Annotated in this window: 18 protein-coding genes; 4 read left to right on the forward strand and 14 right to left on the reverse strand. The window is 64.8% G+C overall.

Going from position 1 to position 15,809, the window contains the following annotated elements:
• Position 1: 1 nt before the first annotated feature.
• The 3 genes from dapA (at position 2) to J2W36_RS18960 (ending at position 2,911) form a co-directional block, all read left to right on the forward strand.
• The gene (dapA, locus tag J2W36_RS18950; protein WP_370869353.1) at positions 2–928 is read left to right on the forward strand and encodes a 4-hydroxy-tetrahydrodipicolinate synthase; all 927 of its coding nucleotides are present in this window, start codon (positions 2–4) and stop codon (positions 926–928) included.
• Between the two features lie 110 nt (positions 929–1,038).
• Entirely contained in the window at positions 1,039–2,124 is a 1,086-nt protein-coding gene (gene bamC / locus J2W36_RS18955) for an NlpB/DapX family lipoprotein (protein ID WP_307691309.1), read from the forward strand.
• Between the two features lie 10 nt (positions 2,125–2,134).
• Entirely contained in the window at positions 2,135–2,911 is a 777-nt protein-coding gene (locus tag J2W36_RS18960) for an MBL fold metallo-hydrolase (protein ID WP_307691310.1), read from the forward strand.
• Between the two features lie 39 nt (positions 2,912–2,950).
• On the opposite strand, the gene rlmB is transcribed toward J2W36_RS18960, so the two are convergent.
• On the reverse strand, positions 2,951–3,694 hold the full coding sequence (gene rlmB, locus J2W36_RS18965) for a 23S rRNA (guanosine(2251)-2'-O)-methyltransferase RlmB (protein ID WP_307691311.1): 744 nt from the start codon (positions 3,692–3,694) through the stop codon (positions 2,951–2,953).
• 43 nt (positions 3,695–3,737) lie between these two features.
• On the reverse strand, positions 3,738–4,439 hold the full coding sequence (locus tag J2W36_RS18970) for an ABC transporter ATP-binding protein (protein WP_307691312.1): 702 nt from the start codon (positions 4,437–4,439) through the stop codon (positions 3,738–3,740).
• A gap of 16 nt (positions 4,440–4,455) precedes the next feature.
• On the opposite strand from J2W36_RS18970, the gene J2W36_RS18975 reads away from it, so the two are divergent.
• Positions 4,456–5,103, forward strand: a complete 648-nt coding sequence (locus tag J2W36_RS18975; RefSeq protein WP_307691314.1) for an arylesterase — start codon at positions 4,456–4,458, stop codon at positions 5,101–5,103.
• Between the two features lie 74 nt (positions 5,104–5,177).
• Here the strand turns inward: J2W36_RS18975 and J2W36_RS18980 are convergent, their stop codons facing one another.
• From J2W36_RS18980 to J2W36_RS19035, 12 genes are all read right to left on the reverse strand, one after another.
• A complete protein-coding gene (locus J2W36_RS18980; protein WP_307691315.1) occupies positions 5,178–5,381 on the reverse strand; it encodes a hypothetical protein in 204 nt (67 codons plus the stop codon).
• A gap of 70 nt (positions 5,382–5,451) precedes the next feature.
• Entirely contained in the window at positions 5,452–6,681 is a 1,230-nt protein-coding gene (locus J2W36_RS18985; protein ID WP_307691316.1) for a PLP-dependent transferase, read from the reverse strand.
• 58 nt (positions 6,682–6,739) lie between these two features.
• Complete coding sequence (locus J2W36_RS18990; protein ID WP_307691317.1) at positions 6,740–7,264, reverse strand: phosphoribosyltransferase; 525 nt, start codon at positions 7,262–7,264, stop codon at positions 6,740–6,742.
• A 14-nt stretch (positions 7,265–7,278) separates the two neighbouring features.
• Entirely contained in the window at positions 7,279–8,610 is a 1,332-nt protein-coding gene (locus J2W36_RS18995; protein ID WP_307691318.1) for an adenylosuccinate synthase, read from the reverse strand.
• Between the two features lie 20 nt (positions 8,611–8,630).
• Positions 8,631–9,788 carry an ATP phosphoribosyltransferase regulatory subunit gene (locus J2W36_RS19000; RefSeq protein WP_307691319.1) on the reverse strand — a complete coding sequence of 386 codons (1,158 nt, stop codon included), beginning with the start codon at positions 9,786–9,788 and terminating at the stop codon, positions 8,631–8,633.
• 116 nt (positions 9,789–9,904) lie between these two features.
• Positions 9,905–10,093 carry a DUF2065 domain-containing protein gene (locus J2W36_RS19005; protein ID WP_307691320.1) on the reverse strand — a complete coding sequence of 63 codons (189 nt, stop codon included), beginning with the start codon at positions 10,091–10,093 and terminating at the stop codon, positions 9,905–9,907.
• A 4-nt stretch (positions 10,094–10,097) separates the two neighbouring features.
• The gene (hflC, locus tag J2W36_RS19010) at positions 10,098–11,003 is read right to left on the reverse strand and encodes a protease modulator HflC (RefSeq protein WP_307691321.1); all 906 of its coding nucleotides are present in this window, start codon (positions 11,001–11,003) and stop codon (positions 10,098–10,100) included.
• 13 nt (positions 11,004–11,016) lie between these two features.
• Positions 11,017–12,378 (reverse strand): FtsH protease activity modulator HflK, encoded by a 1,362-nt coding sequence (gene hflK, locus J2W36_RS19015; RefSeq protein ID WP_307691335.1) that lies wholly within the window; start codon positions 12,376–12,378, stop codon positions 11,017–11,019.
• 76 nt (positions 12,379–12,454) lie between these two features.
• Positions 12,455–13,624, reverse strand: a complete 1,170-nt coding sequence (gene hflX, locus J2W36_RS19020; protein ID WP_307691322.1) for a GTPase HflX — start codon at positions 13,622–13,624, stop codon at positions 12,455–12,457.
• Positions 13,625–13,678: 54 nt separating this feature from the next.
• A complete protein-coding gene (hfq, locus tag J2W36_RS19025) occupies positions 13,679–13,924 on the reverse strand; it encodes an RNA chaperone Hfq (RefSeq protein ID WP_307691323.1) in 246 nt (81 codons plus the stop codon).
• 192 nt (positions 13,925–14,116) lie between these two features.
• Entirely contained in the window at positions 14,117–15,463 is a 1,347-nt protein-coding gene (gene der, locus J2W36_RS19030) for a ribosome biogenesis GTPase Der (protein ID WP_307691324.1), read from the reverse strand.
• A 64-nt stretch (positions 15,464–15,527) separates the two neighbouring features.
• Positions 15,528–15,809, reverse strand: a 282-nt coding sequence (locus tag J2W36_RS19035; RefSeq protein WP_307691325.1) for an outer membrane protein assembly factor BamB family protein, incomplete at its 5' end; no start/stop codon positions are given.

Below are 15,809 nucleotides of genomic sequence, written 5' to 3' on the forward strand. Positions count from 1 at the left end.
AATGCCTGCTTTCGGCCAACCGACAAAGAGATTCCCCTTGGAGCAACTGACAGGCAGCATTGTTGCGCTCGTGACCCCGATGCACGACGACGGCAGCGTCGACTATCCGGCCCTGCGCCGGCTGATCGACTGGCATATCGACGAGGGCACCGATTGCCTGGGCGTGGTCGGCACGACCGGCGAATCACCCACGGTCGACGTCGAAGAGCATTGCGAGATCATCCGCGTGGCCGTCGAACAGGCCCGGGGCCGGGTGCCGGTGATGGCTGGCTGCGGCGCCAATTCCACCAAGGAAGCGATCGAGCTCGCCAAATACGCCCGCGGCGTGGGCGCCAATTCGCAGCTGCAGGTGGTGCCCTACTACAACAAGCCGACCCAGGAAGGTCAGTACCAGCACTTCAAGGCGATCGCAGAAGCGGTCGGCGACCTGCCGGTCGTGCTGTACAACGTGCCCGGGCGCACGGTCGCAGACATGGCACACGACACCGTGCTGCGCCTGGCACAGGTGCCCGGCATCATCGGCATCAAGGAAGCGACGGGCAACATCGAACGCGCCCAGTGGCTGATCCGCGAGCTGCCGCCTGAGTTTGCCGTTTACTCGGGCGACGACCCGACTGCTGTCGCACTCATGCTGTGCGGTGGCAAAGGCAACATCAGCGTGACGGCCAACGTTGCGCCGCGCAAGATGCACGAGCTGTGCGTCGCGGCGCTGGCGGGCGACGTGGCCACTGCCATGCGCATCCAGTTCGAACTGATGCCGCTGCACCGCCACCTGTTCGTCGAACCGAACCCGATTCCGGTCAAGTGGGCCTTGGCCCGCCTGGGTCGATGCGGCGGCGCGCTGCGCCTGCCATTGACGACATTGTCCGAAGGCGTTCAGCCGATGGTCGAAACCGCGCTGCGCGACGCCGGCCTCCTGAGCGCCTGAGTAGAACTTTTATCTCTCACCGCTTAAATTCCGGCAACCTTTTGTCGCGCGCCTGCTCCGACACAGCGGGCGACGGCGCCCACAGAATTCATTCCACCAAGGAAGAGACGTTGAAGAATTATTCGCGATTCGCACTGCTGGCCCTGGTTGCCAGCCTGGCTGCATGTTCGGTGCTCGAAGGCGACAAGGTCGACTACAAGAGCGCCGGCAAGGCCCCGACGCTCGAAGTTCCCCCCGATCTGACCCAGCTGTCGCGGGACAACCGCTACGCCATTCCTGGCAGCGTGGTCTCGGCCAACGGCTACCAGGCCGGCCTGACCAGTGCGCCCAACGCGCCCACAGCCGTCTCCGGCATGGGCGACGTGCGCATGGAGCGCTCGGGCTCGCAACGCTGGCTGGTGGTCAATCGCCCGGCCGACCAGCTCTGGGACCCGGTGCGCGACTTCTGGCAGGAGAACGGCTTTCTGCTGACCACCGACCAGCGCAACCTGGGCATCATGGAAACCGATTGGGCCGAGAACCGCGCCAAGCTGCCGCAGGACATCATCCGCAGCACGCTGGGCAAGCTGGTCGACTCGATCTACTCCACCGGCGAGCTCGACCGTTTTCGCACGCGCCTGGAGCGCGCGCCCAACGGTGCCACCGAAATCTACGTGAGCCACCGCGGCATGGCCGAGGTCTACAGCAACAGCACCAAGGACCAGACGGTCTGGCAGCCACGCCCGAGCGATCCGGAACTCGAGGCCGAGTTCCTGCGCCGCATGATGGTCAAGTTGGGCGTCTCGCAGGAACAGTCCAAGGCACTGCTCGCGACGGCCACACCGACGCAGAGCGCGCGCATCGGCACCGTCGATGGTCAGCCGGTCGTGCAGATGAACGAGGGCTTCGAGCGCGCCTGGCGCCGTGTGGGGCTGGCGCTGGACCGCACCGGCTTCACGGTGGAAGACCGCGATCGCAGCGCGGGGGTCTACTTCGTGCGCTATGTGACGCCCAATCCGGACAAGAAGGAGCCGGGCCTGTTCTCCAAGCTGCTGAACTTTGGCAAGAAAACCGATGATGCGCCGCTGAAATACCGCATCCAGGTCAAGAGCCAGGGCGAGACGAGCACGGTGTCGGTGCTCAACGAAGCAGGCGCGCCAGTGGTGGGCGAGAACGCCCAGCGCATCGTCAAGGTCATTGCGGACGATCTGAAGTAAACGGCGCCAGATGCTGCGTTTTCGCAGTCTGGGCAGCGGCAGCACAGGCAACGGCACGCTGGTCGAAGCGTCGAGCGGCGGCCGCACCTCGCGGCTACTGATCGATTGCGGCTTCGCGCTTCGCCAGCTCGATGCGCGGCTTGCCCGCGTCGGCCTCGCGGCCAGCGACCTCGACGCGGTCTTCGTCACGCACGAGCACGGCGACCACATCGGATGTGCCCACTCGCTGGCACGCCGCAATCGGGTGCCGGTATGGATGAGCGAGGGCACCTGGCTGGCCACCGGTGGCAAGGATTTCGAAGGCCATCTGCACCTGGCGCGCGACGGCCTGGACATCACGGTCGGTGACCTGCTGGTCCAGCCTTTCACCGTGCCGCACGATGCCAAGGAACCACTGCAGCTGCGCTGCACGGACGGGGTCCGAAGCCTGGGTGTGCTGACCGACCTGGGCCATGCCACGCCGCATGTGCTGGCCCGTCTGGCGGGCGTCGACGCCATGCTGCTGGAGTTCAACCACGACAGCGACATGCTTGCTGCTTCGGCCTATCCGGCCTTTCTCAAGCACCGCGTGGCCGGCAACTATGGCCACCTCTCCAATGCTGCAGCCGCAGACATCGCGCGCGCTGTGCTGCACGATGGCCTGCGCCACGTGGTGGCGGCACACCTGAGTGAACAGAACAACCAGCCGGAACTGGTACGCCGCGCGCTGGCCGAAGCGCTGGGCGCCAAGGAAGACGAGATGCTGGCAGCCACTGCCAGCGAAGGCTCACCCTGGCTGGACGCCTGAGACGACGGGCACCCTGCCGACCGATTCAGGTCGTTGATTTCAGCTGCGCTGGCGCATCGCCTCGTAGAGACACACGCCACTGGCCACCGAGACGTTGAGGCTCTCGACTGCGCCCATCATCGGGATGCTGATCAGCTCATCACAGCTCTTGCGTGTGAGCTGTCGCATGCCGGCGCCTTCGGCCCCCAGCACGAGCGCCAGCGGCCGCTTCAGGTCGGTCTGGTAGAGCGTCGCGGGTGCATCGTCGCTGGTACCCACGCACCAGATATCGCGTTCCTTGAGCTCGCCGAGCGTGCGCGCCAGGTTGGTCACCATGAAATACGGCACGGTCTCGGCCGCACCGCTGGCGACCTTGGCGACGGTGGCGTTGATGCCGGCCGCATGGTCCTTGGGCGCGATTACCGCATGGGCGCCGGCACCATCGGCCACGCGCAGGCAGGCGCCCAGGTTGTGCGGATCGGTCACGCCGTCGAGCACCAGCAGCAGCGGCATGGTGTCCGTGGCCTCCAGGCCCTCCAGGAGCTCGTCGAGCGAGTGGGTCTGGGAGATGGGCTCGACACGCGCAGCCACGCCCTGGTGGCCGTGGCTGCCACTGAGCTTGGACAGCCGCGCGCCATCGGCTTCGACCAGCCGCACGCCGGCGTCCTGGGCGCGCGCCATGAATTGCTTCATGCGCGCATCGCGCCGGCTGGCGTCGAACATGACCTCGATCACCGATTGGGGCGCGGTCTTGATGCGCACGCCCACGGCATGGAAGCCGAAAATTACTTTGGGGGAAGACATGGCGCCATTATCGAGCCCCGGCGTGGCGCCGGCAGCGATCCGCTCAGCGACCGCTTTGCTCGTCGCGGCCCACGCGCCCCGCCTCGATCGTGATGCGCCGCTCGCACTGCGCTGCAATGCCACGATCGTGCGTGACGAGCACGAGCGTCGTACCCAGTTCGCGATTGAGCTCGAACATCAGCTTCATGACCTGCTCGCCGGTCGCGAAGTCGAGGCTGCCCGTGGGTTCATCGGCCAGAAGCAGCGCAGGCTGCACGACAAAGGCACGGGCGAGGGCCACGCGCTGCTGCTCGCCGCCCGACAGCACCTTGGGGTAGTGCCCCAGCCGCTGGCCCAGGCCCACGCGGCCCAGCATTTCGGTGGCGGCCTTGCGCGCATCCTTGCGATCGGCCAGCTCGAGCGGAAGCATCACGTTTTCGAGTGCGCTCAGATTGGCCAACAACTGAAAGCTCTGAAACACAAAGCCGACTTTTTGCGCACGCAGGGCAGCGCGGTCGTCCTCGTCGATGGCAAAGAGGTCATGGCCGGCGAGCTTGACTGTACCGCGCGTGGGCGTGTCCAGGCCGGCAATGATCGACAGCAGCGTGCTCTTGCCTGAGCCCGACGCCCCCACGATGGCGGCAGTCTCCCGCGCGCCCAGGGTGAAATCGATGTCCTGCAGAATGTCCAGCGTACCGGCCGAGTCCGTCACGGATTTGAAAACATGCTCGACGGCAACAATGGCTGCGGATGGGGTTTGCGACATTGAAAGGTTTTGAATGATGAATCGGCGTCACTTTATCGCGGCGGCAAGCCTGTTCGGCGGCGCATGGGTATCGGGCACCGCCGGGGCACAGCCGGCGAGCACGCCGCGCCCGGTGATTCTGGTGGTGGGTGACTCGCTGTCGGCTGAATACGGACTCAAGCGCGGCGACGGCTGGGTACCGCTGCTCGAAAAGCGCCTGGTCCAGCAGAAGATGGATGCCAAGGTCGTCAATGCCAGCATCAGCGGCGACACCAGTTCGGGCGGCCGCGCGCGCCTGGGTGCCCTGCTGGCCCAGCACAAACCCTCGCACGTGCTGATCGAACTCGGCGCGAACGACGCGCTGCGCGGCCTGCCGATCCAGAACACGCAGGACAACCTCACCCAAATGACGCGGGCCGCGCAGGCCGCCGGTGCCAAGGTATTGATCATCGGCATCCAGGTACCGCCCAACTACGGCAGCGACTACCTGCGACGCTTCGAGAAGGTGTTCATCGACGTGGCGCAGGCCACGCAGGCCGCAGTGGTGCCCTTCCTGCTCCGGGGCGTGGCCGACGGCCCCGACGCCGCCACGCTGTTCCAGGCGGATCGCATCCATCCCGTGGCCGCAGCGCAGCCACGCATGCTGGACAACGTCTGGCCCGAATTGCGAAAACTGCTGCGCTGAGCTGGCGGACCTGCAAAAAGAAAACCGCTGCCTGTGCATGACAGGCAGCGGTTTGAAGTGATCGTCCAGAAGACTCAGCCGTTCTTGGTCGGCAGCGAAGGCACGGTCGGGGGTTCGTTTTCCAGCGAAGCCACGTCGGTTTCCGGGTCGCCCGGCGCGAGACCATCGCTGCTCGGGCTGAGCTTGCGTTGGGCTTTGTCCCGCAGCTTCTCTTCCTTCTTTTTCTTCTTGGCCAATTCTTTCTGGCGCTTCTCATAGCCGTAGTTGGGTGCTGCCACTGCTTCTCCTTGGTGCGGGACAGTCCGAATGACTGTGCGTGCTCTGACTGTAAGCGATAACGGGGGCCGTTCAGAGCCCCGAGAGCGCCTGTTCGAGGTCGTCCTGCAGGTCTTCCACCGCCTCCAGGCCTACAGAGAAGCGAACCAGCGTACCGCGATGCGGCCAGCGCGACACCGCGGCATCGCGCATCAGGCCAACGTCGTAAGGCACGACCAGGCTGACCGGACCGCCCCACGAATAGCCCAGCCGGAACAGTTTCAGGCTGTCGCAGAAGCGGTCGACATCGTCGGCACTGAAGCGCTCGTCGAAGACCACCGAGAACAAGCCGGCGGCCAGCCCCTGCTCACCGGCCTCGCCGCCCGCGGCGGCGCTGGACGGCGCAGCGCACAGCCGACGCCAGTGCGCGTGGCCGGGGGAGCCCTCGATGGCCGGATGCAGCACCTGCGCGATCTCGTCGCGCGATGCGAACCAACGCGCCAGCGTGCGCGCACTGCGATCGTGGGCCGCATAGCGCAGCGCAATGCTCGGCAGCGAGCGCAGCAGCAGTTCGGCATCATTGGCACCCACACCGAAGCCCATGCGCATGTGGGTGAGCTTGAGTGCGTTGTGCAGCCGGTCGTCACGCGTGGTCACGCTGCCCATCAACACGTCGCCCCCGCCACTGGGGTACTTGGTGAGTGCATGGGCCGAAATGTCGACGCCCTGCCCACTGCCATCGAAGTCAAAGGGGTTGAAGGCCAGGCCGGCCCCCCAGGTGTTGTCGAGCGCGCTGACCACGCCATGTGCGCGGCAGATCGCAGTCAGTGCGGGGAGGTCGGGGAACTCCATGGTGACCGAACCTGCGGCTTCCAGCCACACCAGGCGGGTGCGCGCGTTCAGCTTGGCCACCAGGTCGTCCGGCTCCATGGGATCGTAGAGCCGGTGCGTGATGCCGAAGTTCGCCAATTCGCCCGCGGCCAATGCCTTGTTCGGCCCATAGGCGTTGTTCGGAATCAGCACCTCGTCGCCCGTCTTCAGCAAGGCGAAGGCCACCAGTGCAAGCGCGGTGAGTCCGCTGGGCACCAGCAAGCAGGCCGTGCCGCCTTCGAGTGTGGCCAGGCGCTCTTCGAGCGTGAAGGTGGTCGGCGTGCCGTGCAGGCCGTAGGTGTAGCCGGCCTTGGTCTTCCAGTCGCGCCCGCGCATGGCGGCGACGTCGGCGAAGAACACCGTGGAAGCCCGGTGGACTCCGGGTTGCGGTGCGGCGAAATGCGCCGGCGGCTGGTAGGGATGGTGAATGAGATCGGTGATGGGCTTTCGCATGTCACCGATCCTAGTGCATCACCAGGCCATGCTGCCCGCGGTCACCGCGCTCAGGCAGTCAGACGGACCACTTCTGCAGGAGTTTCTCGGCGCCCATGTTGTCGTAGCCTTCGAAGGGCTGGTGGATCCACGGATTGGTCGCCAGGTACTCGACCGAATAGTCGGGCGTGAAGGTCGAGAGCGCCTTGGTCCAGAGCACCGCGCTGCGCAGTTCGGTGATCGGCGCGTAGTTGTTGCGCAGCATGTCCATCACCGCATGCAAGGTATGGCCTGAATCGGCCAGATCGTCGACCAGCAGCACGCGGCCGGCGATCTCGCCCTTGGGCGTGGTGATGTAGCGCGCGATGTCCAGGTGCCCCTGCACCTTGCCCGCGTCGGCGCGGTAGGAGCTCGTCGACATGATCGCGAGCGGCTTCTCGAAAATGCGCGAGAGCACGTCGCCCGGGCGCATGCCGCCCCGCGCGAGGCACAGGATGGTGTCGAACTGCCAGCCCGACTGGTACACCTTGATCGCGAGTTTCTCGATCAGGTTGTGGTACTCGTCGTAGCTGACGTAGAGATGCTTGCCGTCTTCGGTCAACATGATGAAGTTCCTGTTCAGTCTGCGAGGTACGGGTGTCGCATCATGATCGTGTGATCGCGATCAGGGCTGGTCGACACCATGTGGATCGGCACGCCGGTGACCTGCTCGATGCGCTGCAGGTACAGCCGCGCGTTGACGGGCAGCTTGTCGTATTGCGTCACGCCGACGGTGCTGTCGCTCCAGCCTTCGAGGGTTTCGTAGATCGGCGTGCAGCGCTCGATCTCGTCGGCACCCATCGGCAGGATGTCCGTCACTTCGCCATCGAGCTCATAGCCGGTGCACAGCTCCAGCGTTTCCAGGCCATCGAGCACGTCGAGCTTGGTGATGCACAGGCCCGACAGGCCGTTGACCTGCGCCGAGCGCTTGAGCAGCGCGGCATCGAACCAGCCGCAACGACGGCTGCGGCCGGTCGTCACGCCCTTCTCGGCGCCCACGGTGCTCATGTGATAGCCCGGCGTGCCCGGCGTTTCCCATTCGAGTTCGGTGGGGAACGGACCACCACCCACGCGCGTGCAGTAGGCCTTGGTGATGCCCAGGATGTAATGCAGCATGCCCGGGCCCACGCCCGAACCGGCGGCCGCATTGCCAGCCACGCAGTTGCTGGAGGTCACGTACGGATAGGTGCCGTGGTCCACGTCGAGCAGCGTGCCCTGCGCGCCTTCGAACAGCAGGTTGGCGCCGTTGCGGTGTGCATCGTTGAGCTCCCGAGACACATCGGCCATCATGGGCTTGAGCAGCTCGGCGTGCTTCATCGCTTCGTTGAAGACCTCGTCATAGTCGACGGCCGGGGCGTTGAGCACCTGGGTGAGCACGTGGTTGTGCAGGTCGAGCAGCACCTTGAGCTTGGCGCCGAAGCGCTCCGGGTGCTTCAGATCCTGCACGCGCAATGCGCGGCGCGCGATCTTGTCTTCATAGGCCGGTCCGATGCCGCGACCCGTGGTACCGATCTTCTCGACGCCGCCCTTTTCGCGGTAGGCCTCGCGCGCGATGTCCAATGCGGCATGGAACGGCAGGATCAGCGGGCAGGCCTCGCTGATGCGCAGGCGCGAGCGCACTTCGACGCCGGCCTTCTCCAGCCCTTCGATCTCCTCGAAGAGCTTGGCTGCCGACAGCACCACGCCGTTGCCGATGTAGCACTTGACGCCGGGCCGCATGATGCCGCTCGGGATCAGGTGCAGCGCAGTCTTGACGCCATTGATGACCAGCGTGTGGCCCGCGTTGTGGCCGCCCTGGAAACGGACCACGCCTTGCGCACTTTCCGTCAGCCAATCGACCAGCTTGCCCTTGCCCTCGTCGCCCCATTGGGTACCGACGACGACCACGTTTCTTCCGGTGGTAACGCTCATGATGTTTCGCTTCTCAAGATTCAGATGGCTCGGACATTCCACTGGCCGGCAAGCTCGACGAGCTCCCGGTCGCAGTTGAACTCGTCGATTTCACTGTCGTGGCCCGGCAGCACGCAGACCACGGTTTTACCGCTGGCGCGCAGCGCGGCAATGGCCGCACGCAAGCCGGTGGCATCGCTCCAGGGTGCACGGATGGCCGTGCGTTGGGGCCGGGCCGGCAAGACACCGACCAACTCGCGCAGGTCGAGGCTGAAGCCCACGGCCGGCCGGTTGCGGCCGAACACGGCGCCGACTTCGTCATAGCGGCCGCCGCGCACCAATGCGTCTGCGGCGCCTTCGACATAGATGCCGAAACGCATGCCGCTGTAATACGCGTAGCCGCGCAGGTCGGCCAGATCAAAACTCACCTTGGCACCCTCCAGGCGCGAAGCCAGCAGCGCCAGCTCAGCCAACGCCTGCTCCACGACAGGCGTTGCGCAGGCCTTCAGCGCGCGCTGCGCCTCGGTCAGGACCGATGCATCGCCGTACAAGCCGACCAGCGCGAGCAGCCCTTCGCGCGAAGCGGTCGGGAAGTCGCGGGTCAGCGCGCGCAACTCGCTCGCATCCTTGGCCGTCAGCGCCGCATGCACCCGTCCGAGCGCAGCCGCATCGCCCGGTGCGCCGTCGAACAGCGCGCGCACGATGCGTGCGTCTGCCAGATCGACGATCGCGCCATCGGCGATGCCCGATGCGCGCAGGCAATCAAGCGCGAGCAACAGCGTTTCAGTGTCGGCTTCCAGGCCCGCGTGGCCGTAGATTTCGGAGCCGAACTGCAAGGGTTCGCGTGTGGCGTGCGGCCGGTCCGGGCGTGTGTGCAGCACGGGGCCGCAGTAGCACAGGCGCGTCACGCCCTCCCGGTTGAGCAGGTGCGCGTCGATGCGCGCCACCTGGGGCGTCGTATCGGCACGCAGCCCCATCATGCGGCCCGACAGCTGGTCCACCAGCTTGAAGGTCTGCAGGTCAAGGGCTTCGCCGGTGCCCGACAGCAGCGACTCGAGGTGTTCGAGCAGCGGCGGCATCACCAGCTCGTAGCCATAGCCACGGGCGGTGTCGAGCAATTGACGTCGGAGTTCTTCGATGTGGCGTGCCTCGGAAGGCAGCACATCGGCAATGTGATCCGGAAGGACCCAGGCGGACATGGAGATCGGGGGTGGGGTTAAACCGGAATTCTACCGGGACGCGGAGCCCGCGCGGATTTGGCCTTGTCAGGCGTAGGTCCGGCAAGTCGTCCGCCGAAGCGGTGGCAGCGGGCTTTTCAGCTCGCCAGCCAGAGCACGAACAAACCGATCAGGATGCTGCAGAGGCCAAAGAAACGCAGCTGACCGTCACGCAGTTGCATCAACTGGCCGAAACCGCGCCGCCATCCGCCAGGCGATACGAAGGGAAGGATCCCCTCGATCACCAGCACGAGCGCAATCGCGCTCCAGAAGGCTTCGGCGCTCACGCACTCAGCGGCGAGGTGCCGCGGCAGTGCCGGTTCCCGAGCCGCGCAGGGCCTGGAAGAAGTCGGAAGACGACGGGTCGACCACCAGCACGTCACTCTTCTTGTTGAAGCTCTGCTTGTAGGCGTCCAGGCTGCGATAGAACTGGGCGAACTGGGCGTCACGCCCAAAGGATTCGCTGTACGCCGCAGCAGCCTGCGCGTCGCCCTCGCCCTTGACCTTCTGGGCATCGCGGTACGCGTTGGCCACGGTCACTTCACGCTGACGATCGGCATCGGCGCGAATCTTCTCGCCTTCGGCAAAGCCGGTCGAACGCAGTTCGTTGGCCACGCGCTTGCGCTCAGCCTCCATCCGGCGGTAGACCGACTCAGTGATGGCCTCGACGTAGTCGACACGCGTGATGCGTACGTCGACGATGTCCACGCCCCAGGGCTTGGCGCCCTGCACCACCGTCAGCACTTCGCGCTTGACGTCGTCCATCACATCCTGGCGACGCAGCGAGATCAGGTCACGCACGGTGCGCTTGTTGATGTTTTCCTGGAAGGCGTTGCGGACCACGCGGTTGAGCTGCATGGCGCCTGCGTTCTCATCGAGGCCCACGTTGCGGATGTACTCCGACGGGTTCGTCACGCGCCAGCGCACGTACCAGTCGATCACCACGCGCTGCTTTTCAGCCGTGAGCATCGGCTCGGTTTCCAGGCTGGACAGCGTCAGCAGGCGCTTGTCGATGTACGACACGTTCTGGAACGGTGGCGGCAACTTGAAGTTGAGACCCGGCTCGGTAATGACCTGCTTGATCTGCCCCAGTGCGTACACAACGCCGAACTGGCGCTGATCGACCACGAAAAGCATGGAACTCAGCAGCGCGAGCGCCACCAGGACCGTGGATGCGATGAATCCGATTCTGTTCATTGTTCTGACTTTCTCAACGCGCGTCGCGGTCACGCGAGCGGCCGTCGCGGGCTCGCACGTCGTTGCTGGTAGGCGCTACCGGGATCACCGACGATTGCGCGGGTGCAGTGCCCGCCACATTCGGGCTGGCTGCATCCGTTGGCGTCGGCGTGGCGGCGGCCTGACCAGACATCTGCATGATCTTGTCGAGCGGCAGATAGAGCAGGTTCGAGCCCTGGCGGGAATCGATCAGCACCTTGGTGGTATTGGCGTAAATCTGCTGCATCGCGTCGGTGTACATGCGGTCACGCGTGACTTGCGGCGCCTTCTGGTATTCAGTGAGCACGGCAGCGAAACGCCCGGCATCACCCTGGGCCTGCGCCACGATGCGTGCCTTGTAGGCTTCGGACTCTTCCTTGAGGCGCGATGCGGTACCCGTCGCACGAGGCACCACGTCGTTGGCATAGGCCTGCGCCTCGTTCTTGGCACGTTCGCGCTCCTGGCCTGCCTTGAGCACGTCGTCGAAAGCCGCCTGCACCTGCTCGGGCGGACGCACGCCACCCTGCTGCAGGTTGATGTTCACGATTTCCACGCCCACCTTGTAGCGATCGAGGATGGTCTGCATCAGCGCACGCACACGCGGCGCGATCTGATCGCGCTCCTCGGCGAGCGCGGCATCCATCTTCATCTTGCCGACGACTTCACGCACAGCCGTCTCAGCCACCTGCACGACGGTATCGGCAGGCGCCTTGCTCTCGAAAAGATAGGCTCGCGCATCGCTCAGGCGGTACTGCACGGCGAACTTGATTTCGACAATGTTCTCGTCTTCGGTCAGCATGGCCGACTCGCGCAGACCCGTCGAGCGCACGATGCTGTCGCGGCCCACGTCCGTCGATCGTATCTGCGTGACCACCACCATCTCGTGACGCTGGATCGGATACGGCAGACGCCAATTGAAGCCTGCGCCCACCGTCGACTTGTAGCGGCCGAACTGCGTGATCACGGCCTGCTGGCCTTCGTTCACGATGAAGAAACCGGTGCCCAGCCAGATCAGCACGGCCACCAGCGCCACCACGCCCAGGCCATAGCCGGCGTTCTTCATGTCGGGTCGGAAACCACCTCCATTGCCGCCAGTGGGGGGCGGACGATGGCCATTGTTGTTGCCGCCGCGTCCACCGCCGAACAGGCCGCCCAGCTTGCGGTTGAAATCACGCCAGAGTTCGTCGAGGTCCGGCGGCCCCTGGTTCGGGCCTTGGCCGCGGGGGCGGTTGTCGCGGGGAGGCGGTGGCGGCGGAGGGGGGGGTGAATCGGCGTCGGGACGGTTCGCTGTGGGACGATCGTTGCCGGACGCCGGCTCGTCGCCACGCCCCCAACGTCCGTCGTTCAAGTTGAACATGCCCTGAAGGCGACTCCACACTGGCTTTGCATTCATTCTGTTTTGCTTCTCTCGTCAGTGGGGCGATTGTGCCCAATCAGGGGGCATCATCGTGCAATTCAGCCCCGCTATCGAAGGGCATGGTTTCTGTGAGGGAGCCCGATCGCCGCGCCAACTCGGTGCGCAGCGCTGGCAGGCCTTCGCCGCTCTTCGCGCTCAGGAAAAAGCGCGGGACCTGAACGCCATCGACTTCCATCTCGTCTTGCAGATGCAGCGGATACTGTCCAGATTCAAGGGCATCGAGCTTGTTGAACACAAGCAATTGCGGCACGTCGCCTGCACCGATGTCGGCCAGCACACGCTGGACTTCCGCCATCTGCTCAGGGAAATTCGGGTTGGAGGCGTCCACCACATGCAAAAGCAGGTCCGCATCGACTGCTTCCTGCAGCGTCGCCTTGAAGGCATCGACAAGCCCGTGCGGCAAGTCGCGGATGAACCCGACGGTATCTGAAATCGACACCTGCCGACGCGCATCGCCCAGATACAGATGCCGGGTCGTGGTGTCCAGGGTGGCGAACAACTGGTCGGCGGCATAGGCGCGCGCCTTGACCATGGCGTTGAAGATCGACGACTTGCCGGCGTTGGTGTAGCCGACCAGCGAAATATTGAACGTCTCGCGTCGCTCGCGCTGGCGGCGCTGCGTGCCGCGCTGCTTCTGCACCTTGGCCAATCGCTCGCGCGTGCGCTTGATCGATTCGCCAATCATCCGGCGGTCGAGTTCGATCTGCTTCTCACCGGGACCACCACGTACACCGGCACCACCCGTCTGGCGTTCCAGATGGGACCATCGGCGCACAAGACGCGTGCTGAGGTATTGCAGACGCGCGAGCTCGACCTGCAGCTTGCCCTCGTGAGAGCGGGCACGCTGCGCAAAGATCTCAAGGATCAGAAAGGTGCGATCGTAGGCCGCAATACCGAGCTGGCGCTCCAGGTTGCGTTGCTGCGCGGGGCTGATCGACTGATCGAAGATGACCTCGCTCGCGCGGTGCAGTTCGGCAAGTTCACGGATCTCGTCGGCCTTGCCGGTACCCACGAACATGGCTGCGTCGGGCGCCTTGCGTTTGCAGACGATGCGGGCAACCGGTGTCAGACCTGCGGTTTGGGCGAGCAGACCGAGCTCTTCGAGCTCGCTGTCAAAATGGGGTAACCCGAAGTCAACGCCGACAAGAACAGCGGCGCCCTCCTGGCGGGGAATCGATTCGGACAAACGGGGTAAGAAATAAAAAAGCGCGACGGGTCGCCCCGTCGCGCCGCGTGCAGGTCAGGCCGACGCGTCTTCGTTCTCGGAGGCCGAGAAGTTGACCGCGCGACCAGGCACGATGGTGGAAATGGCATGCTTGTAGACCATCTGCGTGACAGTGTTACGCAGCAGCACGACATATTGATCGAAGGATTCGATCTGACCCTGAAGCTTGATGCCGTTGACCAAATAAATGGAAACCGGCACATGCTCCCGACGCAAAGTGTTCAGGAACGGGTCTTGCAAAAGTTGCCCTTTGTTGCTCACGATATTCTCCGTGTTCAAGGAAGAGTTGTTGGACCGGGAACCTTAACACACCGTTTCCGCGCTGCAGCAACAATGAGAAAGTCCTCCCGAAAATAACGGCGTTTCAATGACGGAACTTTGTTCGCTGACGCGGCTCGGAGCCACCTGCAACTTGCCGCCAGAAGCCCGCGTTTGCACTTGGCGCGCCACGCCTCAATGCTTGTCCTTGTCGGCGTAAGGATTGGTCGACGTCTTGAATTCGATGCGCATCGGTGTCCCTACCAGATCGAATTCCTTGCGAAATCGGCCTTCGAGAAAACGCTTGTAAGAGTCGGTCACGTGCTCAAGGGAATTGCCGTGAATCACGATCACCGGTGGATTCATGCCGCCCTGGTGGGCATAACGCATCTTCGGGCGGAACATACCTGCCCGTTGCGGCGACTGGAATTGCACCGCCTCCAGCAGCAGACGCGTGAGCACCGGCGTGGACATCTTGCGGGTGGCGGACTTGTGGGCCTGCGCGATGGCCTGCCACACCGGGCCCAGGCCCTGGCGCTTGATGGCAGAGATGAAATGCATCGCCGCGAACTTGAGAAACGGCAGCCGCGTTTCGATCTGGCGCTGCACCTGTTCGCGCTGATAGCTGTCGACCGCATCCCACTTGTTGACAGCGATCACCACGGCGCGACCCGATTCGAGAATGTAGCCGGCAATGTGCGCATCCTGGTCGGTGACGCCCTGGGTGGCGTCGAGCAGCAGCAGCACCACGTTCGCCGACTCGATGGCCTGCAGGGTCTTGACCACCGAAAATTTCTCGATCGCCTCAAACACCTTGCCTTTGCGGCGCAACCCGGCCGTGTCGATCAGTTCGAAGTGCTGGCCGTTGCGCTCGAAAGGCACGGTGATCGCATCGCGCGTCGTGCCCGGCATGTCGAAGGCCACCAGGCGCTCTTCACCCAGCCAGGTGTTGATCAGCGTCGATTTGCCGACGTTGGGTCGGCCGGCCACGGCCAGCTTGATCGGCTTGTTGACGTCGTCGTCTTCGAGCTCATCGTCCGGGTCGGGCAAGTTCAGCGGTTCGAGCGCGAGCTCCACCAGGTCGCGGATGCCCTGCCCGTGCGCGGCCGACACGCCGTGCACATCGCCCAGCCCCAGTTCGTAGAAGTCGACCAGCCGGGTGCCATCCTTCATGCCTTCGGCTTTGTTGGCGACGAGCACGGTCGGTTTGCCCAGCCGGCGCAGTTCCTTGGCGATCTCGTGATCCTGGGCCGACAGGCCTTCGCGGGCATCGACCACAAACACCACGACGTCGGCCTCGGCCACGGCCTGGCGTGTCTGCTTGGCCATTTCCTTGAAAATGCCGCTGCCCGCGTCCGGCTCGAAGCCGCCGGTGTCGATCACGATGAACTCGTGCTTGCCCTGCCGGCCGTTGCCATAGTGGCGATCGCGCGTCAGGCCCGCAAAGTCGGCGACGATGGCGTCACGGGTCTGGGTGAGCCGGTTGAACAGCGTCGACTTGCCGACGTTGGGCCGCCCGACCAGGGCGATGACCGGCTTCACAGCAGGCCTTTCAGGGTCACGGATGTCATGGTCGGGCTTCTTTCGCTTGTGTTGTCGTTTGCAATTACTCGGGGCGGTAGCCGAAGACGCCGCCATTGCGGGTCACCACCACCACCGTGTTGCCCACCAGCACCGGGGCCGCGGCAATGGCCGAGCCGTCCGGGGTGATCCGGTTGAGCAGCGCGCCGTCTTCGCGCGAGACGAAGTGCAGCGTGCCGTTGCCTTCGCCGATGACCAGCGTGCGGCCCACGGCCAGCGGCGCGGTCAGCGTGCGGTTCTTCAGCCGCTCCGACAGCCACGCACGCTCGCCGTCCTCGCGACGCCAGGCCACCACGTCGCCGTTGGC

Source organism: Variovorax ginsengisoli (genome assembly GCF_030811835.1).
Classification (GTDB): Bacteria; Pseudomonadota; Gammaproteobacteria; order Burkholderiales; family Burkholderiaceae_C; genus Variovorax; species Variovorax ginsengisoli_C.

Excerpts from the sequence above, each read along its gene's own strand:
- dapA (WP_370869353.1), top strand. The coding sequence starts at position 2 with ATGCCTGCTTTCGGCCAACCGACAAAGAGATTCCCCTTGGAGCAACTG.
- J2W36_RS18960 (WP_307691310.1), top strand. The coding sequence starts at position 2,135 with ATGCTGCGTTTTCGCAGTCTGGGCAGCGGCAGCACAGGCAACGGCACG.
- rlmB (WP_307691311.1), bottom strand. The coding sequence starts at position 3,694 with ATGTCTTCCCCCAAAGTAATTTTCGGCTTCCATGCCGTGGGCGTGCGC.
- J2W36_RS18970 (WP_307691312.1), bottom strand. The coding sequence starts at position 4,439 with ATGTCGCAAACCCCATCCGCAGCCATTGTTGCCGTCGAGCATGTTTTC.
- J2W36_RS18975 (WP_307691314.1), top strand. The coding sequence starts at position 4,456 with ATGAATCGGCGTCACTTTATCGCGGCGGCAAGCCTGTTCGGCGGCGCA.
- J2W36_RS18985 (WP_307691316.1), bottom strand. The coding sequence starts at position 6,681 with ATGCGAAAGCCCATCACCGATCTCATTCACCATCCCTACCAGCCGCCG.
- J2W36_RS18990 (WP_307691317.1), bottom strand. The coding sequence starts at position 7,264 with ATGTTGACCGAAGACGGCAAGCATCTCTACGTCAGCTACGACGAGTAC.
- J2W36_RS18995 (WP_307691318.1), bottom strand. The coding sequence starts at position 8,610 with ATGAGCGTTACCACCGGAAGAAACGTGGTCGTCGTCGGTACCCAATGG.
- J2W36_RS19000 (WP_307691319.1), bottom strand. The coding sequence starts at position 9,788 with ATGTCCGCCTGGGTCCTTCCGGATCACATTGCCGATGTGCTGCCTTCC.
- hflC (WP_307691321.1), bottom strand. The coding sequence starts at position 11,003 with ATGAACAGAATCGGATTCATCGCATCCACGGTCCTGGTGGCGCTCGCG.
- hflK (WP_307691335.1), bottom strand. The coding sequence starts at position 12,378 with ATGTTCAACTTGAACGACGGACGTTGGGGGCGTGGCGACGAGCCGGCG.